Source organism: Parahoeflea halophila, from assembly GCF_900220985.1.
Lineage (GTDB): Bacteria > Pseudomonadota > Alphaproteobacteria > Rhizobiales > Rhizobiaceae > Hoeflea > Hoeflea halophila.
On sequence record NZ_OCPC01000001.1, the window covers coordinates 90142 to 115594 of the forward strand.

General features: G+C 61.3%; 22 protein-coding genes. 2 read left to right on the forward strand and 20 right to left on the reverse strand.

Features of this window, described 5'->3' with window-relative positions; translation table 11 throughout:
• The first annotated feature begins 96 nt into the window (after positions 1-96).
• Positions 97-1452 (forward strand): vWA domain-containing protein, encoded by a 1356-nt coding sequence (locus CRO46_RS00460; RefSeq protein ID WP_179758897.1) that lies wholly within the window; start codon positions 97-99, stop codon positions 1450-1452.
• A 72-nt stretch (positions 1453-1524) separates the two neighbouring features.
• Here CRO46_RS00460 and CRO46_RS00465 read toward each other — a convergent pair whose 3' ends face one another.
• The 6 genes from CRO46_RS00465 to yajC form a co-directional block, all read right to left on the reverse strand.
• Complete coding sequence (locus tag CRO46_RS00465) at positions 1525-2499, reverse strand: sterol desaturase family protein (RefSeq protein ID WP_097103951.1); 975 nt, start codon at positions 2497-2499, stop codon at positions 1525-1527.
• A complete protein-coding gene (locus CRO46_RS00470; RefSeq protein ID WP_097103952.1) occupies positions 2492-2950 on the reverse strand; it encodes a hypothetical protein in 459 nt (152 codons plus the stop codon). The genes CRO46_RS00465 and CRO46_RS00470 overlap by 8 nt, the downstream gene beginning before the upstream one ends.
• A 143-nt stretch (positions 2951-3093) precedes the next feature.
• On the reverse strand, positions 3094-3942 hold the full coding sequence (locus tag CRO46_RS00475) for a phytoene/squalene synthase family protein (RefSeq protein WP_097103954.1): 849 nt from the start codon (positions 3940-3942) through the stop codon (positions 3094-3096).
• 20 nt (positions 3943-3962) lie between these two features.
• Entirely contained in the window at positions 3963-4355 is a 393-nt protein-coding gene (locus CRO46_RS00480) for an Mth938-like domain-containing protein (RefSeq protein ID WP_097103956.1), read from the reverse strand.
• A gap of 2 nt (positions 4356-4357) precedes the next feature.
• A complete protein-coding gene (secDF, locus tag CRO46_RS00485) occupies positions 4358-6928 on the reverse strand; it encodes a protein translocase subunit SecDF (RefSeq protein WP_097103958.1) in 2571 nt (856 codons plus the stop codon).
• Between the two features lie 94 nt (positions 6929-7022).
• Entirely contained in the window at positions 7023-7346 is a 324-nt protein-coding gene (gene yajC / locus CRO46_RS00490; RefSeq protein ID WP_097103960.1) for a preprotein translocase subunit YajC, read from the reverse strand.
• Positions 7347-7650: 304 nt separating this feature from the next.
• On the opposite strand from yajC, the gene CRO46_RS00495 reads away from it, so the two are divergent.
• Complete coding sequence (locus CRO46_RS00495) at positions 7651-8520, forward strand: ATP-binding protein (protein ID WP_097103961.1); 870 nt, start codon at positions 7651-7653, stop codon at positions 8518-8520.
• A 77-nt stretch (positions 8521-8597) separates the two neighbouring features.
• Here the strand turns inward: CRO46_RS00495 and CRO46_RS00500 are convergent, their stop codons facing one another.
• The 14 genes from CRO46_RS00500 to CRO46_RS00565 form a co-directional block, all read right to left on the reverse strand.
• The gene (locus CRO46_RS00500; RefSeq protein WP_097103962.1) at positions 8598-10364 is read right to left on the reverse strand and encodes a peptidoglycan DD-metalloendopeptidase family protein; all 1767 of its coding nucleotides are present in this window, start codon (positions 10362-10364) and stop codon (positions 8598-8600) included.
• 105 nt (positions 10365-10469) lie between these two features.
• Complete coding sequence (locus CRO46_RS00505) at positions 10470-11123, reverse strand: protein-L-isoaspartate(D-aspartate) O-methyltransferase (RefSeq protein ID WP_097103964.1); 654 nt, start codon at positions 11121-11123, stop codon at positions 10470-10472.
• 3 nt (positions 11124-11126) lie between these two features.
• The gene (gene surE / locus CRO46_RS00510; protein WP_097103966.1) at positions 11127-11879 is read right to left on the reverse strand and encodes a 5'/3'-nucleotidase SurE; all 753 of its coding nucleotides are present in this window, start codon (positions 11877-11879) and stop codon (positions 11127-11129) included.
• 25 nt (positions 11880-11904) lie between these two features.
• The gene (gene serS / locus CRO46_RS00515; protein ID WP_097103968.1) at positions 11905-13188 is read right to left on the reverse strand and encodes a serine--tRNA ligase; all 1284 of its coding nucleotides are present in this window, start codon (positions 13186-13188) and stop codon (positions 11905-11907) included.
• A gap of 81 nt (positions 13189-13269) precedes the next feature.
• A complete protein-coding gene (tatC, locus tag CRO46_RS00520; protein WP_097103970.1) occupies positions 13270-14106 on the reverse strand; it encodes a twin-arginine translocase subunit TatC in 837 nt (278 codons plus the stop codon).
• The gene (gene tatB, locus CRO46_RS00525) at positions 14103-14849 is read right to left on the reverse strand and encodes a Sec-independent protein translocase protein TatB (RefSeq protein ID WP_097103972.1); all 747 of its coding nucleotides are present in this window, start codon (positions 14847-14849) and stop codon (positions 14103-14105) included. Before tatB ends, tatC begins: the two co-directional genes overlap by 4 nt.
• 41 nt (positions 14850-14890) lie before the next feature.
• Positions 14891-15091, reverse strand: a complete 201-nt coding sequence (locus tag CRO46_RS00530) for a twin-arginine translocase TatA/TatE family subunit (protein WP_097103975.1) — start codon at positions 15089-15091, stop codon at positions 14891-14893.
• 39 nt (positions 15092-15130) lie between these two features.
• Positions 15131-16231: an ABC transporter ATP-binding protein gene (locus tag CRO46_RS00535; RefSeq protein WP_425479229.1), complete on the reverse strand. Its 1101-nt coding sequence runs from the start codon at positions 16229-16231 to the stop codon at positions 15131-15133.
• Between the two features lie 53 nt (positions 16232-16284).
• Complete coding sequence (gene scpB / locus CRO46_RS00540) at positions 16285-16968, reverse strand: SMC-Scp complex subunit ScpB (RefSeq protein WP_244577792.1); 684 nt, start codon at positions 16966-16968, stop codon at positions 16285-16287.
• 68 nt (positions 16969-17036) lie between these two features.
• Positions 17037-17837 carry a segregation and condensation protein A gene (locus CRO46_RS00545; protein ID WP_097103980.1) on the reverse strand — a complete coding sequence of 267 codons (801 nt, stop codon included), beginning with the start codon at positions 17835-17837 and terminating at the stop codon, positions 17037-17039.
• An 87-nt stretch (positions 17838-17924) separates the two neighbouring features.
• Entirely contained in the window at positions 17925-18941 is a 1017-nt protein-coding gene (gene nagZ / locus CRO46_RS00550; protein WP_097103982.1) for a beta-N-acetylhexosaminidase, read from the reverse strand.
• A gap of 115 nt (positions 18942-19056) precedes the next feature.
• A complete protein-coding gene (locus tag CRO46_RS00555; RefSeq protein WP_097103984.1) occupies positions 19057-22236 on the reverse strand; it encodes an SPOR domain-containing protein in 3180 nt (1059 codons plus the stop codon).
• Positions 22237-22295: 59 nt separating this feature from the next.
• Positions 22296-24056, reverse strand: coding sequence for an arginine--tRNA ligase (gene argS, locus CRO46_RS00560; protein WP_097103986.1), 1761 nt, complete (start codon positions 24054-24056; stop codon positions 22296-22298).
• 64 nt (positions 24057-24120) lie between these two features.
• A complete protein-coding gene (locus CRO46_RS00565; protein ID WP_097103988.1) occupies positions 24121-25326 on the reverse strand; it encodes a deoxyguanosinetriphosphate triphosphohydrolase in 1206 nt (401 codons plus the stop codon).
• Between the last annotated feature and the right edge of the window lie 127 nt (positions 25327-25453).

Genomic DNA, 25453 nt, shown 5'->3' on the forward strand with positions numbered 1-25453 from the left:
GCTAACCGCCATACGTTATCTTCTCGCCGCTGCATGAAGCGACGACCGTTGCAGCGTGGCCCGACCAGATTGCACCGGCCCATGGGAAGATTTGTCATGCTGAGAACCTTCGCCACCAACCGCTCAGGAAACTTCGGCATGATTGCCGCCCTGCTGAGCATTCCGCTGTTCGGCGCAGCTGCGCTAGCGGTTGATTACATCAACGCCTCAGGTCACCGCAGCAACATCCAGAATGCGGTCGATGCCGCCGTTCTGGCAGCTGCTTCGTCCGGAAAATCGACCGAAGGCGATTTGCGCGCGGTCGCCGAGAAGGTGCTGCTGGCCAATGTCGATTCCGATCTGCGCGAAGGACTCGACATCACCGGCTTTGCCGTCAATGCCGATGGCAAGGTAACGATGTCCGTCAGCGGCAAGCTGTCAGGCACCTTCGCCCGAATTTTCAAGGTCAACGTGCTGGAAGTGGCGGTCCGCGCCCAGGCCCAGCGCCCCGGCGGCCAGAGCGTCGAGATCGCGCTGGTCCTCGACAACACCTACTCCATGGTCGGCCAGAAGCTGAGCGACCTCAAAAACGCGACCAATGCGCTGATCAAGACCTTCGAAACCGAGCAGGATCTCGACGTCAAGATCGCCGTGGTACCGTTTTCGCGCTATGTCAATGTCGGCACCCAGTATCGAAACGCAAGCTGGCTTGATGTCGATCCGGACAGCTCCAACACCAGGAATGTCTGCTACAAGCGCAAACCAGTTACCGGCAAGTCCGGCTGCAGGACCGAAACCACCACCGGCATGAACGACGGCGTTCCGACCACCGGCACCCGGGAGGTTTGCACGAGCTACGCCTATGGCCCTGAGGAAACAGTCTGCGAGGACCGCACAACCCACACACGCTGGTACGGCTGTGTGGGCTCCCGCAATGCGCCGCTCGACATTAGCGACACACGTCCGGACCGCCGCATTCCCGGCCTGATGAACCAACGCTGTAGCGCACCTTTGCTGACGCTGACTGACAATTTCACCGCGATCCGCAAGGCGGTCAGCGAGATGAAGGCCCAGTACGACACCTATATCCCAGCCGGCATCATGTGGGGTTGGCGCGTCCTGTCACCGCAGGCACCGTTTTCAGAAGGCAAGACCTACTCCAAGGGCGTGCGCAAGTTCATGATTGTCATGACCGACGGGGCAAATACCCTGTCACCAAGCTACCCTCACCACAACGGCAAGGACGGCACCTATGCCGACCGCTTGATGACCAGGGCGTGTGAAAATGCAAAGGCAGAAGGCATCGAGATCTTCACGGTCGGCGTCGATGTCCCCAACGCCAGTACCCGTGAGGGGCTGGTGGCCTGTGCCAGTCAGGCGAAGAACGCCATCGCTATCTCGGATTCGACCAGGCTTGGCGAGGTTTTCCAGAACATCGCCGGTGAGATCCTGTCTGTGCGCCTGACCATGTAACCCGGGTCACGCGCCAGTAAACCGGTGCTGACATGGCTCGGGGCATCTCTATCGGCCGGTGGCGCCTCAGAGCTATTCCGCCGGTGCCACGGGCTGCCGGCCGTCGAGCGCTTCCGGTCGCGGCAATCCCGGGGCGCCGGCCGCGTCCGGATTGCGCGCTACATAATCAGCCTTCAACTCGCCGGAACCCTTGCGCGATCCGTCGTGACTCCAGCCGGGGGGCGCAAACAGATAGCCAAGCCGCTGCCTGAGCGTGAGTCCCGGTCGCGCCGCATCGCGGAACATGTCGATCCACTCGTGAAACGCCACCCGGATCGGGTTGAAGGTGCCGATATTCTTGACGATGCCGTAGCGCGGCATGTCCTCGTCCTGTTCCGGCACGAAGGTGCCGAACATCCGGTCCCAGATAATCAGCGTGCCGGCATAGTTGGAATCGAGATAGCGCGGATTGGTGGCGTGATGCACACGGTGATGCGACGGCGTGTTGAAGATCCATTCGATCGGACGCCACATCCTGCCAATCGTCTCGGTGTGGATCCAGAACTGGTAGACCAGGTTGAGGCCGCCAACAAACAGCAACAGCACCGGATGAAAACCGATGAGCGCCAGCGGAATCCTCAGGATGAACATACCGGTGAATGTCCCGGTCCAGCTTTGCCGCAGTGCAGTCGACAGATTGTAATGCTGCGAGGAATGGTGGATCACATGCTCGGCCCAGACCCAGCGGCAACGGTGCGCGATGCGATGATACCAGTAATACCTCAGGTCATCGACGACGAAGCACAGCGCGATCACCGCCCAGGATGTGCCCAGATCGGCAATCCGCAACTGCCACGCCCACATCAGCACGCCAAAGGCCACGAAGCCCAACAGCAGCCCCGAGGCCACGTTGCCCACGCCCATGAGCAGCGACGTGGTGGTGTCGCGCGTCTCGTAATCGCCCCGCCCCTTGAGGTAGCGAATTACGAACAGTTCAATCAGAATGGCAATGACGAAGAAAGGGATCGCCAGCTGGGTGACATCCGGAAAATCCTTGAGATCAGGCATTCGTCCCCCCTTCCGGCGCGTCGAGATCCGAGCTGGCGAGGGCAAAACTGCCGCACAGCCACAGCGACACTTCCGCCGCATCCTCCGCCGAGGCGAAGATGTAGTCGCCTCCCTTGAGCGTTGATTCGTGAAATTCGATGTGCAGGCCGGGCTGATCGTCGACCGGCCGCACGCTCACATCACCCGGCAGGATCAGCCGCGCCACCTGATGCCGGCCCATTGTTTGTATGAAGCCGGTCTTGCCGTCGGCCAGCCGAAGAAAACTGGCATTGCCGTCCCTGGTCATTGTCACCGAGCGGATCGCTTCGCCCGGATAGGCGCGGGCAAACTCCAGAATGACCTCACCATGGTCCCGGTCCTTTTCGGTCCGAGAACCTCCGGTGTAGTGGACCACGCCGATCAGCAGTGTAACCGCAAAGGCCACCACGACTATCAAGGCACCAAGACTCATCAATTTCCTCCGCTTGACGTAGCTCCCGTCCGCGTCAACTCGTTGTGACTATGCCGCGCAAGCCGGCCACGCGCAAGGCGGCCCGCACAGACACCGGCCAGCCTCATCAAGACCGCGAAAGCTTGCTCCAGCCTGTGTCGGGTTCAGAAGTCGCCCCTGCGTGCGGCGCGCCACAATTGCCACTGCCTGCGCCATTGCGGCGGGCGAACGGTCTGCGACAGGTAATCGGCAGGCATTTTTTCGGCGCGGTTGAACACCGATTCGACCAGAGCCACCGGCAGATAGGCCGGCCTGATGGTGTCAGGAGTTCCGGCAAACGCCGCCCGCGCCTTGCCCAGATGTTCGCGGCCAAACCCGGCAAAGCCACGAATAACATTGGCCGCGCGTTCAACTTCCGCTGCGGCCAGAAAACTGTCTCTCGAAAGCCCCGTCGCCGACAGCAGATCGCCAGGGATGAAGACCTGGCCCCTCGCCTGGGTTATCGGCAACATCATCAGATGACCGGCAACCGCCTGGGCGACACCCGCATGTCCGCTCGCCGTGCTGGTGCTGGCAGCCGCCGTCGGATCGAGCACGAATGCCGACATCTGCAACAGTGCAGACGCCGTTTCGCCGGCATAGCCCTCATAGCTGGTCCTGTCAGGCATGGGATCGTCATAGACATCGAAAATGCGCGCGTCGCACATCGCGGTCAGAGGTTCGACGGGAAGATCGCGTCGCTTGATGACATCGAGCAGAGCCGACGCCAGCGGATGCGATTGCGCCTCCTCCTGCCGATTGCCCGACACCATGTCCCGCCACCATTGCAACCGGATTTCTCCCGGAAGGGCCTCCCGTATCCTGTCGCGGACGGCCGCGATTTCGGCGTTGAAGAGAAACAGCACGAGCAGATCATCGCGAACGGCGGCTGGCATCAGCAACAGCGCCAGATAACGATCGATATCGGCAGCCCGCAGGCTGGCGAGGAACTCAGACCGGCTTTGATCTGACATTACCGCGCCGGTCAACGCCCTCACCCTTCGACAGCGATGAGGGCGGCGGCTACGGCACGGGATTCGGACAGCATCACGTTGTAGGTCCGCACAGCGGCTCCCGTATTCATCGGATCGGACGAGATATTGGCCGCCCTCAGGGCTTGCTTCAGCTCCGCAGGCAGCGCACGGATGGAGGGCCCGGTCCCGAGCAACAGGAACTCAATGTCCTTGGCCTCAGCGAGAACCCGCGAAAACTGCTCAACATCGAACGGTTGCGCTTCGGTCATCTCCCATCCGTAGACACCCGAGGGTAGACACAGGATAGAGCCGCGATGCGACATGTCGGCAAAACGGAAGCCGCCGTTTCCATAGGCGTCAATCGGCGGGCGCCCGGGAAAATGCGCGGCACGGATTTCAATCCCCGACGCCATGCTCAGATCCTGCTTTGATCCGCACCCTCAGGCACTGGTTCCGCTTCGGTTTCCGCGTCCATGCCAACGCGGAAACTGTCCGCTCTCAGCTTGAAAAGGATCAGCACCGGCGCCGCGATGAAGATCGACGAGTAGGTACCCACAACGACACCGAAGATCATTGCGAATGTAAACGACCGGATCACTTCACCACCGAAGATGAACAACGCCAGAAGTGCAAGCAGCGTTGTTACGGAAGTCAGGATCGTCCGAGGCAACATCTGGTTGATCGAAAGATCGAGCAGAGCGGTCAGCGGTAACTTCTTGTATCGCCTCAGATTCTCGCGCACACGGTCATAGACGACAACCGTGTCATTGAGCGAGTAACCGACAATCGTCAGTACCGCCGCGATACTCGACAGGTTGAACTCGATCCCTGACACTACGAAGATTCCGATGGTCAAAACGACATCGTGCACGGTGGCGATGATCGCCCCGAGCGCGAACTGCCACTCGAAACGGAACCAGATGTAGATCAGGATCGCCAGCAGCGCTGCGATCACGGCGATCGTGCCGGCCTGTGCCAACTCGCCCGACACGGTCGGTCCGACAACTTCGACACGGCGGATGTTGTAATCGCCTTCGAGTTCGCCGCGGACCAGTGTGATAACGGTCTGCTCCGCGTTCTCCCCGCCGCCCTGTGCCTGAACCCGGATCAGGACTTCACGCGGTGAGCCGAATTCCTGCACCTGCACATCGCCGAGATTGAGCTCGGACATCCGCGCGCGAATGTCGCCAACATCGGCATTGCCGTCCCTGGCCTGAACCTCGATCATCGATCCACCCTTGAAATCGATGCCGTAATTCATGTTGATCGTGGCAAAAAGCACCATCGCCGCCAGCGACAGCACGGCCGAGAGCACAAAGGTAAATTTGCGAATGCGCATGAAACGGAAGCTGAAATCACGAATGACCGCATCAAGCGCACCCCTTGGCATCTTCTTGGGGCGCTTGCGGCGTACCCATTCCGCGACCATCCAGCGAGTGAAGGTAAAGGCTGTGAACACAGTCGTGACGATCCCCACCGCCAGCGTAACGGCGAAGCCGCGAACAGGGCCGGTGCCAAGGTAGAACAGGATCACGGCCGCGATCAGGGTGGTGACGTTGGCGTCAAGGATTGTTCCGAATGCCTTTGAAAAGCCCGCATCGATTGCCTGGATCAGCGATCGCCCTGCCCGGTGCTCTTCACGTATGCGCTCGTAAATCAGCACGTTGGAATCAACCGCCATGCCGACGGTCAGCACGATACCGGCGATTCCCGGCAGGGTCAGCGTCGCGCCCAGCATCGTCAGGATCGCAATGATCATGAAGACATTGGCGATCAGCGCCAGATTGGCAATGAAGCCAAGCATGCCGTAAGCGACGAACATGAAGGCCAGCACGAGAACGGCACCGATGATGCCGGCGGTTTCACCGGCAGCCACCGAGTCGGCGCCGAGGCCGGGGCCAACAGTCCGCTCTTCGATCACCGTCAGCGTCGCAGGCAGCGCGCCGGCCCGTAGCAGGATTGCCAGGTCATTGGCGCTCTGGACGTCGAAATTGCCGGAGATCTGCCCCGTGCCGCCCAGGATCGGCTCACGGATCACCGGCGCAGAGATGACCTGATCATCAAGCACGATGGCAAATGGCAGGCCGACGAATTGTGTAGTTGCCTGGCCGAAGCGCTGACCGCCCTTGGAATCGAAGCGGAAGCTCACGATTGGTTCATTGGTCCGCTGGTCGTAACCGGCCTGCGCGTCGACGAGGTTTTCGCCAGATACCAGAATCGTGCGCTGAATGAGATAGGGGATCGGAGGGTCGTCCGTGGTGTAGAGGACTTCCGAATTGGCCGGCGGGCGGCCCTGGATGGCTTCCTGTACCGGCATCGAGGGATCGACCATCCGGAACGCCAGCTTTGCCGTCTGGTTTAGCAGGTTCTTCAACCGCTCGGGATCATCAAGTCCGGGCACCTGTACCAGGATCCGGTCCACACCCTGGCGCTGGATCACCGGCTCGGTGGTTCCCAATTCGTCGATACGCTTGCGCACCACCTCGATCGACTGCGCCACAGCCGAGGAAACGCGGTAGGTGATGCCGTCATCGGTCAGAAGAATGCGCAGCTGGCCCGGCTGCATTTCCTCGACGGTCGCTTCGGTCACGGTGCCGCCACCGAACAGTCCCGCACTTACCGGTTCGGAAAGCTCGGCAAGAATTTCCTTGGCTTCCTCGACCCGCGCATCATCCCGGATACGCACCTGCACCATCTGACCGGTGCCCGACAGGCCGGTGTAGCCAATGCCGGCTTCGCGCAACAGCCTGCGGACATCATCGACAGTCGTCGTCAGCCTGTCCTTGATGATGTCTTCGCGCTCCACCTGCAGCAGCATGTAGGAACCGCCTTGCAGGTCGAGACCGAGGGTAAGCTGCTTCGAGGGCACCCAGTCCGGCAAGCTTTCCGTCTGCTGTTGGCTGAGAAGGTTCGGGAACGCGAACACCACACCGGCAAGCACAGCCAGCCATATCAGAGTGGTTTTCCAACGGGAGAAGTAAAGCATGGGGCTCTCGGTTCATCCTTGGGGACGAAATGGGGTAAAAAGATGCAGGACGCCGAATGACGGACAGAAGCAGGCTTCTGTCCGGTGTTTGCGGTTATTCCTTGGCCGGCTCGCCCTTGACGCGCACATCGGCAATCAGGCTGCGGACCAGACGGACTTTGACGCCATCGGAAATCTCGACTTCGAGCTCCGCATCATCAATCACCTTGGTCACCTTGGCAACCACGCCGCCGCCGGTCACCACCTGGTCGCCGCGGCGAACATTTGCGAGCATTTCCGCACGCTTTTTCATCTGGGTCCGCTGCGGGCGGATGATGAGAAAGTACATGATCACGAAGATCAGCACAAACGGCAGGATCGACATCAGGATCTCGCCGCCGCCGCCAGCGGTCTGGGCATAGGCCGGGGTTACAAACATGAAAAACTCCTTGAAGATTAGGCATGCAGCGCCGGAAACGGGCCACCAATAGTCGAGCGGAATATAGTGGCAAGATAGGCGATTGCAACGCAAACATGGTCTCTGCACAGCTGATTTGCGGCTCAAAACCGCTTTTCGGCATTACCGCGCCATGCTACCCGCATGCAAACACCTCCGCGCCGGCGGCATTTGCCTCCCCACCGGCAAAACGGCTAGCCGCGCTGAGGTGTTCAACAGGCTTACTCGCCTCGCAACGGCCACTCACCGGACGCAGCGGTACATCAGACAGTCACGGGACCAACACATGCAAGATCAGACCGCCCAGCAAATCCTCGCAGAGCTCGCCCGGCTTTCCCGAGCGGTGGAATCGCTTGCACCAACCCCTCGCCCCGCCATCGACTTCGATGCTGCCGACTGCTTCGTCTGGAATGCCGACTCCCACCACCTCGCGCCCGTAGGCACGCCCAACCGGATCGCTATCGGCCTGATCAAGGGCGTGGACCATGTCCGCGATATCCTGATTGACAATACAAGGCGCTTTGCCCGCGGGCTGCCTGCCAACAACGTCCTGTTGTGGGGTGCACGCGGCATGGGGAAGTCCTCACTGGTCAAGTCCGCCCACGCCGAACTTGCCGCTGAAGCCGAGACCATCGCCCCACTGAAACTGATCGAAATTCACCGCGAGGACATCAATTCCCTGCCCGAACTGATGGCCATCCTCAGGCCGTCGGAAAACCGTTTCATCCTGTTCTGCGATGATCTGTCGTTCGACCACGACGACACCGCCTACAAGTCGCTCAAGGCCGCACTTGATGGCGGCATCGAGGGGCGGCCGGAAAATGTCGTGCTCTACGCCACCTCCAACCGCAGGCACCTGCTGCCGCGCGACATGATCGAAAACGAACGTTCCACCGCCATCAATCCCAGCGAAACCGTCGAGGAAAAGGTCTCTCTTTCCGACCGGTTCGGGCTATGGCTGGGATTCCACAAATGCAGCCAGGAGGAATATCTCGAAATGGTCACGGGCTACGCCGAGCATTTCGATCTCGAAATCACACCCGAGGATCTTCGGGCGCAGGCGCTCGAATGGTCGACCACCCGTGGCGCCCGTTCAGGCCGGGTTGCCTGGCAATTCATTCAGGATCTGGCAGGACGCCAGAGCCGCAAGCTCTAATCTGGTCCGGTCAGTGCCGACGCAAAAAGGCCAGCACCTTTAAGTGCCGGCCTTTTTCACCTTCGCCTGGAGGGGCGCTATTCGAGATAACTCGTTGGATCCACAGGCGACGCATTCTTGCGCACCTCGAAGTGGAGACGCGGCGTCTTGGCGACACCGGACATGCCCGAATTGGCGATCACCTGCCCACGGGCCACCTTGTCGCCGCGGCTCACATTGAGCTTGTCGGCGTGCGCATAGACCGTCACCAGCCCGTCATCGTGGCGAATCAGCACCGTCTTGCCATATTCCTTCAGCCCGTCGCCGGAATAGATCACGACACCATTTTCGGCAGCCTTGACCGGTGTTCCCGTTGGCATTGAGATGTCGATACCGTCATTGCGCTTGCCGTTTTCGCTCTGGCCGAAACCGGTGATGACCTGCCCCCGGGCCGGCCAGCGGAACTTGTCGATCCCGGTTGCCGCCGGCGCCACCGATGCGGTGTCGATCTTGGTCTTGGCGGCAACGCTGTCATCGCTCGCCTTGACCGGCGGGGTGTAGACCTTGGGCGCCTGCGTTTCCGGCACCGATGCGGTCGTCGCCGGATTGACGGTTGACCCGCTGCTGCCGGGAATCATCAGCGACTGACCGATCCGGATGTTGGTTCCGCTCAACTTGTTGGCGGATTTCAGCGCATCGACGCTGACGCCATGGCCACGGGCGATCTTGCTCAGTGTGTCGCCGGACTTGACAACGTAAACACCACCGCCCGCCTCGCCGGTATTGGCGACGGATCCGCTCACGCTTGCGCTTGTGACCTCTTCCTTGTCGGAGCTGCGCAGCGAAGGCACGCTCGGCAACACGGCCACATCGCGATCCGGCGAAGGCGCAGGAACCGGCAGCCGGTCATGCTTGACCTCGCCGCGCATTCCGGACCCCGAGCTGGAGGCGCGTGTCTTCGGATTGCTGTCCGGCGCGGAGACCGGGGCCTGACGCGAATAGACATAGACCGGGATGAGCAATTGCTGCCCGCTCGGCACGCGCGAGGCATCCGCAATACCATTGGCCTTCATGATCTCGGATGCCGGCACACCGTAGCGCTTGGACAGGTTGTAGATGGTTTCGCCTTCGCCCAGCGTGATGCGCGTAGCACCGGCCGTGGTCCAGCCCACAGTTTGTGGGGCAGAGCCGGTAACGATTGGATCAGGCGCCAGCACCGGGGCCGCATTCTGATAGCGCGGGTTGACCGGCACGGCCGACGAGACTTCCCGCGGCCGGTCCGGGAACGACTGCGCCTGAGGAGCGGCAGCCTGAGCCATCGGCTCGAGCACAGGGGCTGCGCCTGGAGCGGAAGCTGTCTGCACCGGTTGCGGCGACGGGTTGCTCGACGGCAAGGCGTTGCGCGCGATCGACTTCACCCGCTGCACCCCGTTGGTGATCAGACTGGAAGACGAGGAGGCCACCCGGGCGACCGAGCCGGGAATGGAGCCGGTCGAGGTTGGGTCATAGCCTTGCTGCGACGGCGACCGATAGTCTCCGGGGAACGCCTGCGAGACCGCTGCCGGCGCCTGCGGAAACGCCTGCTGGTTAGAAGCCGGCGCCGTCGGATAGCTGTTGTTTTGCGGGTACGAGGCAGCCTGGGGATATCCACCAGCCACTGCACCCTGATTGCCGCCGATGCTGCCCATCGGTGCGAGCGTGTCGGATGACGGCTGCGGCACCGACGCCGTAATCAACTGATCCGTGTTGCGGTAGGAAAAGCGGCTTGCATCCGAGCTGCATGCAGCGGCCGTGCTCGCCAGAAGCGCAACACCGAGCAAACGGGTAACCGGTGTTCCGGAAACGACAGTCTGTTTGAGACGCATAACACTACCCAATCAACGCAAAACCAATTGTGATGATTAAAGCGCGTTAGTGTTACTCATCGGTTAAGCCCGACGAATTCCGTTCATTTTCTGGCATTTTGCGGCCTACGACGCGGCTGCAACACCCGGAATGAAGGCCCGGTAGGGAACGTCGAAAAGGTCTTCGCGCTCGAACCGGCTGCCGATCTTGGTCAGCCGCATCATCACTGCCGTGCCGTTTTCCTGGAGCATCGGCGCCAGCATGATGCCGCCGGTGGCCAGCTGGTCGACAAACTGGCGCGGCATGGTTTCGAAAGCGCAGGTTGCAATGATCCGGTCGAAACTGCCTTCCCCGGTCACGCCCTGAAGCCCGTCGGCCTGGCGCGAGACGATGTTGCCCAGCCCCAGATGGGCAAAACGCTGCTGTGCCAGCTGCACGAGTGTCTTGTAGCGATCAACGGTCACCACACGCTCGCACATCCGCGCCGCCACTGCGGCGAGGAAACCGCTGCCGGTGCCCAGATCAAGTAGCCGCTGCCCCGGCTCGATCGACAGCACCGAGATCAGCCTTGCGACAAGATCTGCGCTTTCGGCGAAGGCACCGCAGTCGATCGGCACCAGCCGGTCCTGATAGGCAGCGTCGGTGTAGGCAGCTGACAGAAAAAGGGTGCGGGGCGTCTGCTCGAGCGCCGTCAGCAGCGCCTTCTCGGCCAGCCCTTCCGCCCTCAGGCGCAGGAAAAGCCCGGCAAAACCCTCTTTTTCTGCCAGCCGAGCATTCACGGCTCAGTCGTCCAGAGCCTTGGCGATCTGATCCTGAACCGCATGATTGGTCAAATCCAGCTTCAACGGCGTAACCGAGACATAGCCGTTTGAAATCGCCTTGATGTCGCTGTTGGCCTCAGGCGAGAAGTCCCGACGCCCGAATTTCAGCCAGAAATAGGGAAAGCCGCGCCCGTCGTGGCGCTCCTCGATGGAAAGCCCGTGCGTCATCTGGCCCTGGTCGGTGACGACCACACCCTTGACCTCGGCCGCCTTGCAATTGGGGAAGTTGACATTAAGCAACGTACCCGACGGCAGACTGATATTGATCAGCTTCCTGAGCAGATCCGGCGCCAGCGATTCCACCACGTCCCAGGGCATGATCCGGCCATGGTTGTAGGCCTGGCTGATCGCGATCGAGCGAACCCCGAGGAGCGTGCCTTCGATCGCACCGGCGACGGTGCCGGAATAGGTCACGTCATCGGCGACATTCTGGCCTGCATTGACGCCCGACAGCACCAGGTCAGGCTTCTCGTCCATCAGGCTCTTGATCGCCATGATCACGCAGTCGGTCGGCGTGCCACGCAGCGCATAGGTCTTCTCGCGCACCTTGCGCAGCCGCAGCGGCTCGGAAAGCGTCAGTGAATGCGCCAGGCCGCTCTGGTCCGTTTCTGGCGCCACGACCCAGACATCGTCTGAAAGCGTCCGTGCGATGCGCTCCAGCACCTCCAGCCCCTCGGCATGAATACCGTCGTCATTGGTGATGAGAATCCGCATCGTCTGCACTCCTGAAATGATAGAACTACGCCGCCTTTTCGATCCTTGTGATCCCGCCCATATAGGGCTGGAGCACGTCCGGCACGGTAATCGTCCCGTCGGCGTTCTGGTAATTTTCGATGACCGCGATCAGAGCCCGGCCGACGGCCACACCCGATCCGTTCAGGGTGTGAACAAAACGCGTAGCCTTGTCGCCGGCCTTGCGGCAGCGCGCATTCATGCGGCGCGCCTGGAAATCGCCGCACACCGAGCAGGACGAAATCTCGCGATAGGCCTTTTGACCCGGCAGCCAGACCTCGATGTCGTAGGTCTTGCGCGCGCCGAATCCCATGTCGCCGGTGCACAGCACGATGGTGCGGTAATGCAGCCCAAGCCCCTTGAGCACGGCTTCGGCGCTCGCTGTCATCCGTTCGTGTTCTTCCAGCGAGGTTTCCGGGGTCGTCACCGATACCAGCTCTACCTTGGTGAACTGGTGCTGGCGCAACATTCCCCGCGTGTCGCGGCCGGCCGAGCCTGCTTCCGAGCGGAAACAGGAGGTCTGGGCCACATAGCGTTTGGGAAGCTCATCCTCGTCAATGATTTCACCTGCTGCCATGTAGGTCAGCGGCACTTCGGCAGTCGGAATCAGCCAGCGGCCGTCGGTGGTCTTGAAAAGGTCGTCACCGAATTTCGGCAGCTTGTCCGTGCCATAGGCGGCAGCGTCATTGACCATCAGAGGCGGGTTGACTTCGGTGTAGCCGTGCTCACCGGCATGCAGATCGAGCATGTACTGGCCCAGTGCCCGCTCGAGCCGCGCCAGTCCTCCCGAGAGGATGGTAAAGCGCGCGCCCGACATCTTTGCTGCGCGCTCGAAGTCCATCATCCCGAGCGCCTCGCCGAGCTCGAAATGCTCCTTCGGCTCGAACCCGAGATCCGGCTTCTCGCCGGAGGCGCGAACCTCGACATTGTCGCTTTCGTCCTTGCCCACCGGCACGTCGTCAAGCGGGACGTTTGGCAGTACCGACAAGGCATGCTTGAGCGCTTCGTCGAGCTCGCGCTCCTTTGCCTCCCCGGCCTGCAACTCGTCCTTGATGCTGGCGACTTCCGCCTTCAGGCTGTCGGCCCTGGCCTGGTCCTTGGACGCCATTGCCTTGCCGATTTCCTTGGACGCCGCATTGCGGCGTTCCTGCAGCGCCTGCAGCTGGCCGACATGGCTGCGGCGAGCTTCATCGAGCGCGATCAGCTGCTGCGCCTGCGCCTCGGCGCCGCGCTTTGCCAGCGCCGCGTCAAGAGCTTCGGGGTTCTCACGTATCCATTTGATGTCAAGCATGGCAGGTTCCGGTACTCGATTGGCAGCGCCAGACCCGCAACCGTGCCGTCAGACGGCACGGCGCAAAATCAAGACCGGAGCTCAGGCGTCCCCTTCGGGATCGGAGGCTGCCGCCGAAGCATCTTCGGCTTCCCCCACGGCCGCTCTCGCAGCGCGCTGGCGCTCCACGAGTCGGGCGCAATAGATGGCAATCTCGTAAAGAATGATGGTAGGCAGCGCAAGCCCGATCTGGGAGACCGGATCCGGCGGCGTCAGGATGGCAGCAGCGACAAACGCAGCGACGATGGCGTATTTGCGCTTGTCGGCCAGCCCCTGGCTGGTCACCAGCCCGACCCGCGCCAGAAGCGTGGTCACAACCGGCAACTGGAACACCAGACCGAAGGCAAAGATCAGTGTCATGATCAGCCCGAGATACTCCGACACCTTCGGCAACAGCATGATCGAGGCTTCACCCGTGCCACCGACCTGCTCCATCGACAGGAAGAACCACATCACCATCGGCGTGAAGAAGAAATAGACCAGCGCGCCGCCAAGCAGGAACAGCAATGGCGAGGCAACAAGAAACGGCAGGAAGGCCCCGCGCTCGTTCTTGTAGAGCCCCGGCGCCACGAACTTGTAGACCTGAGATGCAATCATCGGAAACGCCAGCACCAGACCGCCGAACATGCCGATCTTGATCTGGGTAAAGAAGAACTCCTGCGGCGCAGTGTAAATCAACTCGATTTCCCGGTCCGACATCCCGGCCCAGTCCACCGCCCAGGTGAAGGGCAGAACCAACATGTTGAACAGCGGCTTCGCGAATGCGAAGCAAAGAACGAAAGCGATGAAGAACGCACCAACTGCCCACATCAGGCGGTTGCGCAGCTCCATCAGATGCATCATGAGCGGCTGCGGCTTGTCGTCGATATCGTCGGTCACGCCTGGCCCTCGCCTTTAGGTTTCTTGGCGCGAGGCGCACTTTTGGCCGCTGCCGGCTTGGCAGACGCCTTTGTTTTGGATGCTGGCGTTGCGGCTTTTGCAGCCGCTTTCGGAGCCGGGGACTTGGCGGCGGCGGTTTTCGCCGCGGCTGCTGTCTTGGTCGTCGCAGGCTTGGCTTTCGCAGAAGCCGAAGCCTTGCTGCTCTTGGCCGCGGCAGGCTTTGCCTTGGCAGCTGACGAAGCCTTGGCTGTTTTTGCCGCGCCAGTTTTGGCAGCCGACGTAGTTTCAGTGGCAGGCGCGTTCGGATCGGGTTTCGCCGCTGCCTCGGCGGGCTTGGTTGCGGGCCAGCTCTCCGTGAACTCCGGCGGGCCATCATCGAGCTTCATTGTCGGCTCGGGAGCAGCCATCTTCGCCGGCGCTTCAGCCGTCGAAGATGGAGTTTTGACCGATTTTTCCAGGTCCGCCTTGATATCCTTTGCCGTATCCTTGAGCGGATTCACGGCATCACGAAGGTTCTGCATTGGGTTGAGCTTGCGCGCATCGTCAAACGTCTTCTTGACATCGTCAAGCTCCGCTTCCCGCAGCGCATCGTCGAACTGCCCGCGAAACTCGGAGGCCATGGCTCTGAGTTTCTTGGTCGTCCGCCCGAAGGCGCGCAGCATGGGCGGCAGGTCTTTTGGACCAACCACGATGATCAGCACAATGGCTACGACCAGAAGTTCCGGCCAACCGATGTCGAACATTCAGATGTCTCCTCACCCGTCAGGGCAACGGGATTGGGATATCAGCTGCGGTCCTTGGCTTCTTCGGACTTGTTTTCAACAGTCTTGGTTTCAGGCGCGGCTTCGTCGTCGCCCATGCCCTTCTTGAAGCTCTTGATGCCCTTGGCGACGTCACCCATCAGTTCGGGAATCTTGCCGCGACCGAAAAGAAGCAACACGACGACCAGAACGATCAGCCAGTGCCAGATGCTAAATGAACCCATGATACTCTCCTGTAAGCATTCCACCCTGATTTAGGATGTTTAACCGTTTCTTTCAAACACCAATATGTCACGGGCGTTAACGGTGACCGAAACATCGCGGACGCCACTCCTTAGTTGACCCGCGCGTATCCGCGCGTCAATCGGATTGTCGCCACCTGCAACCGCCAATGTCACCAACTCCTCGACACCGAGAAATCTCCGCGCCACGATGCGTGCCGAAACACCACAAGGCGTTTCGGTAACTTCAACACCCGGAAGCCGGATTGCAATCGAGACGTTAGAACCATGCGCAAAGTCTTTGGCCGCTACCGGGCCGAGAGGCGTTTGCGCAACACCGTCTGAAACCACGCTCTCGAACACGTTGATTTCCGAAAAAAAGCCCGCTGCAAAAAGATTGGCCGGCCGGTGGTAAAGATCCTCCGCCGTTCCAACCTGTTCGAGCGCGCCGTCCCTGAGCAGGGCAATACGGTCACCCATGCGCATCGCCTCCTCGGCATCATGGGTCACCACGATGGCCGTGGCCCGCGCTTCGCGCAGGATCGCCAGGGTTTCAGCGCGAACGCTGTCCTTGAGCCGGGAATCGAGGCCCGAGAACGGTTCATCCATCAGCAGCACCGCCGGACGCGGCGCCAGCGCCCGCGCCAGCGCCACCCGCTGCTGCTCACCGCCGGACAGCGCATGCGGGTAATTGTCGGCGTAATGGACCATGCCGACCCGGTCGAGCGCGGCCAGGGCTTCGCGCCTGGCGTCGACCGGCGACAGGGCCGTCAGGCCGAACTTGACATTGTCGAGGATCGTCAGATGCGGAAACAGCGCGAAATCCTGGAACATCAGGCCGATGCCGCGGCGTTCCGGCGGAAGATGGGTCTGCGGCCCGGCGATTTCGCGATCGTTGAGTAGCAATCGCCCCCGTTCCAGCGGCTCGATCCCCGCAGCAAGCCGCAGCAGCGTCGTCTTGCCGGACCCCGAGGGCCCGAGCAGGCAGAGAACCTCGCCCGGTTCGGCCGCCAAAGTCACGCCACGCAGCGTCGGCAGATCACCATAGGTATGGTGAACATCCTCGAACGCCAGCCGCGCTGCGAAGGTAACGCCAGCCGTCCTGCGCGCGTTCGCCGCTCTTGTCTGCTGTGTAGCGATGATCGGAACCCTTGTAATCAGCAACACCTGTACCGGAGCAACCCGGCGCCGGATGCTTAGTCCTCCGCTTCACCCATCGGTGTCAAGAGACCAAGCTCCTCCAGATCCAATTGGGTGATCGGATCCTCATTGTCCGCAAGATCGTCGCCGGACGGAATCGGGGGTTGGAAATTCGATGGAACCCGCCCCGAAAGCAGGCCCGCGCCCTTGAGTTCATCCATGCCGGGCAGATCGCGCAGATCCTCCAGGCCGAAATGGTCGAGAAAAGCCATCGTCGTTCCATAGGTCACCGGGCGCCCCGGCGACCGGCGGCGGCCGCGCATGCGCACCCAGCCCGTCTCCAGAAGCACGTCGAGCGTACCCTTGGATGTCGCCACACCACGTACCTCTTCGATCTCGGCCCGTGTCACCGGCTGGTGATAGGCAATCGTCGACAGCACTTCGAGACCAGCACGCGACAGTTTCCTCGCCTCGGTCTCGTCACGCCTGATCAGGAAACCCAAATCCGCCGCGGTGCGAAACGCCCAGGCATCGCCGACGCGGACAAGGTTGACGCCACGCGCGGCATAGCGCCCCGAAAGCCGCTCCATCACCTCGCGCACGGGCGTGCCCTCGGGAAGCCTGTCGGCAATTAGTTTTTCCGCCACCGGCTCGCTGGAGGCAAACACCAGCGCCTCGGCGATGCGCTCAGCCTCATGCAGCGCGCGCTCCCTGAGTGACTCCAGAGCATCCTGCTCCATACCAGCCTCTTGTGCATCATCTGCAGCCGCCTCAAAGGCAAAAGCGGCGCCCTGCCCCGGATCCATGGTCATGGCTTGCTCCCTGCGCTGACCGCCGCTGTTTGCGGCAGTCGCATGAAGATTGGTTGAAACGCGCCGTCCTGACGGATTTCGAGTCTTCCTTCCCGTACCATTTCCAGACTGGCGGCAAAGGAACTGGCGATTGCGGTCGTTCGCTCGGCGGGGTCGGAGAGGTAGCGGTGCAGGTAATGATCCAGCGCTGTCCAGTCCTTGAGCTCTCCGATCAACCGGAAAAGAATAACCCGGGCATCGCTGAGCGACCACACACGCCTGCGCGAAATTGTCACTTCGGTGACGGTCTGACGCTGTTTCTGCGCCGCATAGGCCGTCAGCAGGTCGTAGAGCGTCGCGTCGAAATCAAGCGTCTTGTCGATGACCATCGGCTCCGGCGCCCCGCGGGCAAAGACATCGCGGCCAAGGCGATTGCGGTTGACCAGCTTTGTGGCGGCTTCGCGCATGGCTTCCAGCCGCTTGAGCCGGAAGGCCAGTTGGGCAGCCATTTCCTCGCCGCTGGGCTCATCGCCCTTTGGCCCCTGCGGGATCAACAGTCTCGACTTGAGGTAAGCCAGCCAGGCCGCCATCACCAGATAGTCCGCGGCGAGTTCCAGCCGCAAGGCCCGCGCTTTCTCCACAAACAGCAGATACTGCTCGGCCAGCGCCAGCACCGAAATCCGCGCCAGATCTACGCGCTGGGTACGCGCCAGGTGCAACAGCAGATCGAGCGGCCCCTCGAAGCCAGCAACATCGATCACCAGCGAGGGATCGCCCGTGGCCCGGTCAGCCTTGGCGTCATCCCACATCAGGTCCATGGGCGTCCTGCCACGGGCCGTCTTGCCGGAAGTGCCACCGCTGTGCCGGTTAACGTTGCTCACGCTTGCCGCCTTTCAGATCCTTGCTCAGGAGACTGCCATCAGCCCCTCGAATTCTTCGCGCAATGCAGCCTCGTCACTGTCGTCGGGAGGGCCAAAGGCTGTCATGACGTTGTTTGCACGGCGCAATGCTTCGTCCGATAGAACCGGTGTTGCCGACGCCACCGCTTCCATTTCGGCCCTATTGCCATTGCAGTGCAATGTGACATCGCATCCTGCGGCTAGAATTGCACGGGTCCTTGTTGCGAAATCCCCAGAAAGCGCATTCATTGACACGTCATCGGACATCAACAAGCCGTCAAACCCGATTTCAGACCGGATTACCTGCTCAACCACCCGGGCCGAGGTTGTGGCCGGGTCCGCCGCATCCAGTGCCGTGAACACCACGTGGGCCGACATTGCCATGGCTTCCCCGGCAAGCGCCTTGAACGGCAGGAAATCATGCGCAGACAGCTCTGCATGCGACGCGTCGACATGCGGCAGTTCGAAATGCGTATCCGCTCCGGCCCGTCCATGCCCGGGAATGTGCTTGATCACCGGCAGCATGCCGCCGGCCTTGAGCCCGTCGCACGCCGCCTGCCCCAGCGCCGAGACGATATCCGGTGTGATACCGTAGGCCCGGTTGCCGATCACCTCGTGCCCGCCCGGGGACGGCACATCCAGCACCGGCAAACAGTCAACGCTTATCCCGAGTGGAAACAGATCGAATGCATGCAGCCGGGACATGATCCAAGTCGCCCGGAGCCCGGATTCCGGATTGGCCAGATACAGAGCGCCAAGATCGGCGCCGGAAGGATATTGCGGCACCAGCGGCGGCTTGAACCGCTGCACGCGCCCTCCCTCCTGATCAATCAGCACCGGCGCATCCGGTCGGCCGACGCTCTCCCGCAATCGGGCGGTCAGTTCCGCAACCTGGCTCATGCTGACGATATTGCGGCCGAAAAGGATAAATCCCCATGGCCGCGTATCCGCAAAGAACGCCGCCTCATCGCGGCTCAATTGGGGCCCGGAACATCCGAAGATGACTGCTTTTGATTCGCTCATGCCGCGATGGTAGACGAACCGCCATCATTTGGCAGCAAGCCGCACCCGGAACTGCACATGTGAAAAAGGCCGCACAGTATGCGGCCTCTCCTTGTACTTTTCCACCAGTCCCGGCTCAGCGTGACACGAAGCAACTCCCGCCGGCAGCCTTGTAGCGGCTGCAAAGCGCATTCGCCTGGTCCCTGTTGCCTGCGGGCACCCGAACCCGGTGGAAAACACCTTTGCCGGGGATGTCGGCACGCTGGATGTCGACCGACTGACCGCCAAGCACCGAGCTGTAACGGTTGGACAGCGTCTGCCAGGAGGACCGGGCACCTTCCACGGTCGGCTGCGAGGCTATCTGCACATAGTAGCCGCCCGGATTGGCCACCGGTGCAGCTGCCGGAGCAGCGGCGGCTGGCGCCGATGCGACTTCCACCGGCTGCGGGGTCGCAGTCACGGCAGGTGCAGCGTTGACCGTCCCGCCCTGCGTCACAGTGCCCACCACATTGACCGGCTGGTCAGCGGGCCTGCCTTGCGGCACCGGTGCATTGGCCACGGGGCGGATCTGCTGGGTGGTGACGACCCGAACCGGGGCAACAGTGCCTTCGGAGGCCGCAGCTTCCGTATTGGCCGGCTCGTCTTCGACCGGCGGCGCAACCTCAGCCGCGTCCACCTGTTCGACAGGTGCAGGGCTCAGCAAAGGTTGAGCCTGCCCCTCGGGCGGGGACTGAGCCACATCCGGCGTCTCCGCCGGTGCCGCCGAAGCATCCGTCTCCGGTTCGCTGACTTCACGGGCCACGATCGAACCATCCGGCTTGACAATCATCGTGCGCACCTTGCGCGGAGAAACGACCGGTCCGGCCGCGGCTTCCGGCGGCGCCTCATCCGACGTCGCATCCGCAGTGAGACGCTCCTCCGATTTCTCGGAAAATTCCGAACGGCCTTCCAGCGGCAGAATTTCGGGATCCAGAGTTCTCTGCACCACATCTACCGGCTCTTCGGCCGAATTCACCAGCGCCGGCTGTCCGGAAGATTTACCGGCCCCACCGGCAACACGGTCATAGACCGCCTTGTCCTGGTTGGGGACCGTCATGCCTCCCGGGTTTTCGGGAAGGATCTTGACCGGCTCCTTGTCCGCCCGGATGATTCGTGGACCACCATCGGCTGTCGTGTCGTCGTCTGACAGCATGCTCCAGGCGAATGCGCCAACCCCGGCAAACAGCGCGACCCCCAGCACCGCGAAGGCCAGCACGGGACCGCGACTCCGGCTGTTTTCGGCACTGGGAGCGACGGGAATAGTCTCATCGAAGTCATAACCGGCGGCCGGATAGGACGCATCGGCACCTTCGACCACGGATGGACGGCCCCTCTCGTCCGAAATCACACCGAGCTCCCGCTCAAGTGCGATATATTCGTCCGAGACTTCATCGGCATGAGGCACGGCGCCGGCCCGGTTCCAGCCGTCCGTAGCAGCAAAAGCAGCGCCAGCGCCCAAGACCGCGGCCTCTTCCTGATGAGATTCCGGCCGCTCGACTATGTCGGCAAATTCGCGTTCGATCTCGGTCTCATACTCAGGGTCGATCGGCTGCGGCTCGTCGTGCTGCAGTTCAGGAACCTCGATATCGGAAACGAGCTCAACCGTTTCGTCCGCCTCGGAAATCAATCCGGCATCGAAATAATACTCGGAATCATCGGAGTCCGCGCCGCCAGGCTCGAGCCCCTGCTCTGACGTCTCGAATCCTTCGAGCCAGTCAGTCTGCTCCGGCTCGCCTGGCGCCCGGTCGGGCACCGATTTAGCCTCCGGTCCAACGCTTTTTTCCGGGGCCAGATCGAGGAAAGCCTCTGAAATCTCGTCGCGATGACTGGTTTCCTCGGGCTCGGGTCTTATTGACAGCCAGTCGTCGGCCTGCACCGGTTTTCCGGTCTGGAGCCTGGTCTCGACCGTCTCGACCTGTTCTGTCGGTTGAGCGGCCTCATCTGCAAAACTCTCGGCGAGCACCTGCTCCAGATCGAAGTCCAGCTCGTCAGACACATCGGCCGTTTCATCCGATGCCGTGACAACCCGGTCGGGCAGACCGAACATGTCACCGAGTTCCTCGTCGAGCTCCTCGGTGGTTGCCTCTTCGATGCTGTCGAGTGACCAGGGATCTTCCGCCTCTGTCGATGCGGAGGCCTCCGGTTCGCGCTGAGCCTCGGATTCACCGTCATTGACATTGGTGTCGCCGTCCTCGTTGATTGCCGCCAACAACTCCTCGGCGGCTTCGTCAAACACCGCTACGTCATCATCCAGTGTGCTGTCATTCAGGGCATCCAGCGCCGTCTCGACATCCAGCTGCGCCTCGATGTCATCAGCATCCTGCTCGTGGGTCACGGGACTTTCCCCGGGCTGCCCGATCGCAATCTCGTGACCGAAAACATCAAGCTCCGTGGAAAGGTATTCCTCGAAATCCATCGGTGATGCATCAGCTTCGACGCTTTCAGCCGGCTCGGTTCGGGCACTAACCGGCGCCGCCGACTGGTCGTCGCCCGGTAACGCTCCCGAAGTCCGGTCCCGCTGTGCTGCCGACGGCAGTTCGAAGCGCGCCATGTCGTTGAACACGTCGTCATCGACAGGATCATCCGTCACGCTGGTCTCGGCGACAGCGGCCACCGGCGCTTGTGCAGCGTCCTTAGAACCCGCATCTGGCTGTTGACTGTCCGCTTCTCCGGTCTCGGGTCCGTCCGTTTCAGACATCGGTGCGTCATCATCCGCATCCAGCGTCCTCATCCAGTCGTCATCGATCCCGGTCTCGTCAGCCGGATGGCCGGCATGTCGATCATATCGGGATTCGTTTTCAATCGCCGCCAGCAGCGCCTCGGACGAGCGCCCATCGCCGGATTCAAACCGGGCGTCTTGGGAGCTGGCCGCATCGTCATTGGCGGATGCTGAAACCGGCTCGTCAGAGACCTCCTGCTCGCGTTGATACTCGTCTTCAGCCGATGAACCGGTGGGTTTCTGTTCCGAAAACGCCTGTGTCAGCTCCTCGTCAAGCTCGTGCCTGTCGTCGAAATCGGACTCCGCCAGCATCGCATCGACAGCCTCGTCGGCTTCGACGCTATCAAGCTCGTCATCGGAAGGGGCGAGAGGCACGTCGAGCTCGCGCATCAGCTCCGCCTCGAGATCAAACTCGGCCGGCACCTGAGCGGTCTCGCCTGCAGGAGCTACCTCGGATGGCCGCTCGTAGCCGATGATCCGGGCAAGCTCAGCCAGGGGGTCGTCAATTTCGGACTCCGGCTGCGGGGACCGCGTATTGCTATCGAATTGATCAGCCATGAATCACTCACATACTCTCGCACACTCTACTGCCAGAGCAATGTGGGGAAAAGGTGACTTTAGCGCATTTCTTCCGGAGCATCAGTCCCAGTAATCCGAAGACCTGACCTCAAAACCGAAGCGACTGCGTACACCAATCCCAACCTGGCAATTGTCGAGTGTCTGTTTTTATCGTTAACAAACCGCAAACCCGGCTCGTCGCGTCCCTTGTTCCAGTGCGCGTGCAGCAAACTAGCCAGCTCATAGAGGTAAAACGCCACCCTGTGCGGCTCCTGACCGGAGGCCGCGGACTCGATCATGCGCGGATACTCGCCGAGCTTTGCAATCAGCGCCAGTTCACTCTCGTGTGACAGGTGCGACAGGTCGGCCGCAGCCAGAACCTCCGGCGACAAATCGAGATCCGGGAATGTCTCGACTGCCTGACGCATCACCGATGCGCAGCGGGCATGGGCGTACTGGACGTAGAAGACCGGGTTGTCCTTGGACTGTTCGGTCACCTTGGCAAAGTCGAAATCAAGCGATTCCGAACTTTTTCTGTAGAGCATCATGAAGCGGACCGAATCCACTCCGACTTCATCAACAACATCGCGAAGCGTGATGAAATCGCCCGACCGCTTGGACATCCGCACCGGCTCGCCGTTGCGATAGATCTTGACCAGCTGGCACAAGAGAACCGTGAGCTTTGCCTCACCCGCCGAGACCGCCTTGGCAACGGCCTCAAGCCGCTTGATGTAGCCGCCGTGGTCAGCACCGAGCACGTAGATCATCTCGGAGAAACCACGTTCGAACTTGTCACGGAAATAGGCGACATCGGCGGCAAAATAGGTGTAGCTGCCATCCGACTTGATCAGGGGACGGTCGATATCGTCACCAACATCGGTGGACCGGAACAGGGTCTGCTCGCGGTCTTCCCAGTCTTCGGGCAACTGGCCTTTCGGTGGCGGCAATTTGCCCTTGTAGACATGGCCCTTGAAGGTCAGGTCGTTGATGGCCTGCCGGATGGCGCCTGCGCCGTTAGCATGCAGGCTGCGTTCCGAAAAGAACACGTCATGCACGACATTCAGCGCTTCCAGATCGGCACGGATCATCGCCATCATCGCATCAATGGCGACGTCCTTGATAAGGGCCAACCGGTCAGATTCCGGCATCGTCCGCAGCGAAGTTCCATACTCGTCTTTCAATGCCTGCCCGACCGGAACCAGGTAATCACCCGGATACAGGCCGGCAGGAATTTCGCCGATGTCCTCTCCCAGCGCTTCGCGGTATCTCAGATAGACCGAGTTCGCCAGCACATCGATCTGCGAACCGGCGTCATTGATGTAATATTCCTTGGTCACTTGGTAGCCGGCAAAGCTCAGCAGATTTGCCAGCGCATCACCGACCACCGCGCCACGGCAGTGACCAACATGCATCGGCCCGGTCGGGTTGGCGGAAACATACTCGACATTGACCTTGCGATTTCCGCCCATGACCGAACGGCCGAATTCGGCCCCTTCGCTCACTATGGTCGCAACCAGCCGCTGCCAAAAGCTTGCAGTCAGCCTGAAATTTAGGAAACCGGGGCCGGCCACGCTTGTCTCCGTGACGTCCGTGTCACCGGCAAACTGCGCCGCGATCAGCTCAGCCAGCGCGCGCGGATTCATCCCCAGTGGTTTTGCCAGAACCATCGCCGCATTGGTCGAAATGTCGCCATGGGCCGGGTCGCGGGGCGGCTCCACGGTCAGTCGCTCAAGATTGACTTCACCGTTCTTTTCCTTAACGGCATCAAGCGCTTGTACGGCAAGCTTGATTCTGTTTTCGAAGTCCTTGAACACATTCATGGCTAAAGTCCGGATATGGCGGGGATAGGGGAGCGAAACGGGTGTTTGCGCAGGTGAGCGCTGCCTATCGCAAATCCGGCGTATGGTCAAACAGACGCCGGTGCGCCGCCACGGCATAGGTATCCGTCATTCCCGCAAGATAGTCCCTCACCTTGCGCGCGCGCAGCTCGACCGGCAGGTCTTCGATACCCTTGTGGCGATGTTTGTCCCCCATGGCTGATGGATCACTCATGAAGGCCGCAAACAGGTCTCGCACAATCCGTGTGGCGGACGCCCTCACCCGCATGACGTTCGGGTGCCGGTAGAGATGCCGGTAAAGAAATTTCTTGATGGCGCGATCGGCTGTGACGAATTCGTCGGAGAAATGCGCCATGGTCCGGCCAGCATGCCGGATATCGTCAGCCGATTGCGGCTTCAGTGCCTTGATATGAGCCTGAGACACGCTGATGACGTCCTCGACCATGCTGGTTATCTGGCGCCGCATGACCTCATGGATCAGCCGCGGCTCTTCAAGGCCGGGATAGCGGCACCGGACCTCCGCCAACAGCCGCGATATCAGCGGCAGTTCTTCCAGCATCTCCAACGTGATCAGGCCGGAGCGTAAACCGTCATCGATGTCGTGGGTGTTGTAGGCAATGTCGTCCGCAATCGCCGCGACCTGGGATTCGAGGCTCGAGTGAGTCGCAAGCCACAGATCGTGCTCGGCATTGTAAAGCGCGATGGGTTCGGGCAGCGGCTTGCCGCCCTCCACAATCAGCGGACCGTTGTGCTTGACCAGCCCCTCCAGCGTTTCCCAGCTCAGATTGAGACCGTCGAAATCGGCATAGCGCTGCTCGAGCTTGGTGACGATGCGAAGTGACTGAGCATTGTGGTCGAACCCGCCGGCGTCCGCCATCAGTTCGGCCAGCGCTTCTTCGCCGGTATGTCCGAACGGGGTATGTCCGAAATCGTGCACCAGAGCGACGCCCTCGGCCAGATCCTCGTCAAGCTTCAGTGCGCGCGCCAGGGCACGGGCGATTTGCGCCACTTCAATGGTGTGGGTGAGCCGGGTGCGATAATGATCGCCCTCATGTGCCACAAAGACCTGTGTCTTGTGCTTGAGACGCCGGAAGGCAGTGGTATGGACGATCCTGTCGCGGTCACGTTGGAACTCGGACCGGGTCGGACTGACCGGTTCCGCCACCAGCCGCCCGCGGCTCGCCCAGGGATCGACCGCCCATGGCGCCCGCGCGCAGGTTCCAAACCCCAATTGCTTTGTGTCGATTTCCATGCCTATCCCGTCAACAGGCGTCAAACATTGCCCGACTCACTCCGTCCAAGCATTGACGCCGGGCAAGCGCCTTCATACCTATAGAGCGAGTGATTTGAAACATGTCTCTTCCGGACCTTGACCCCGG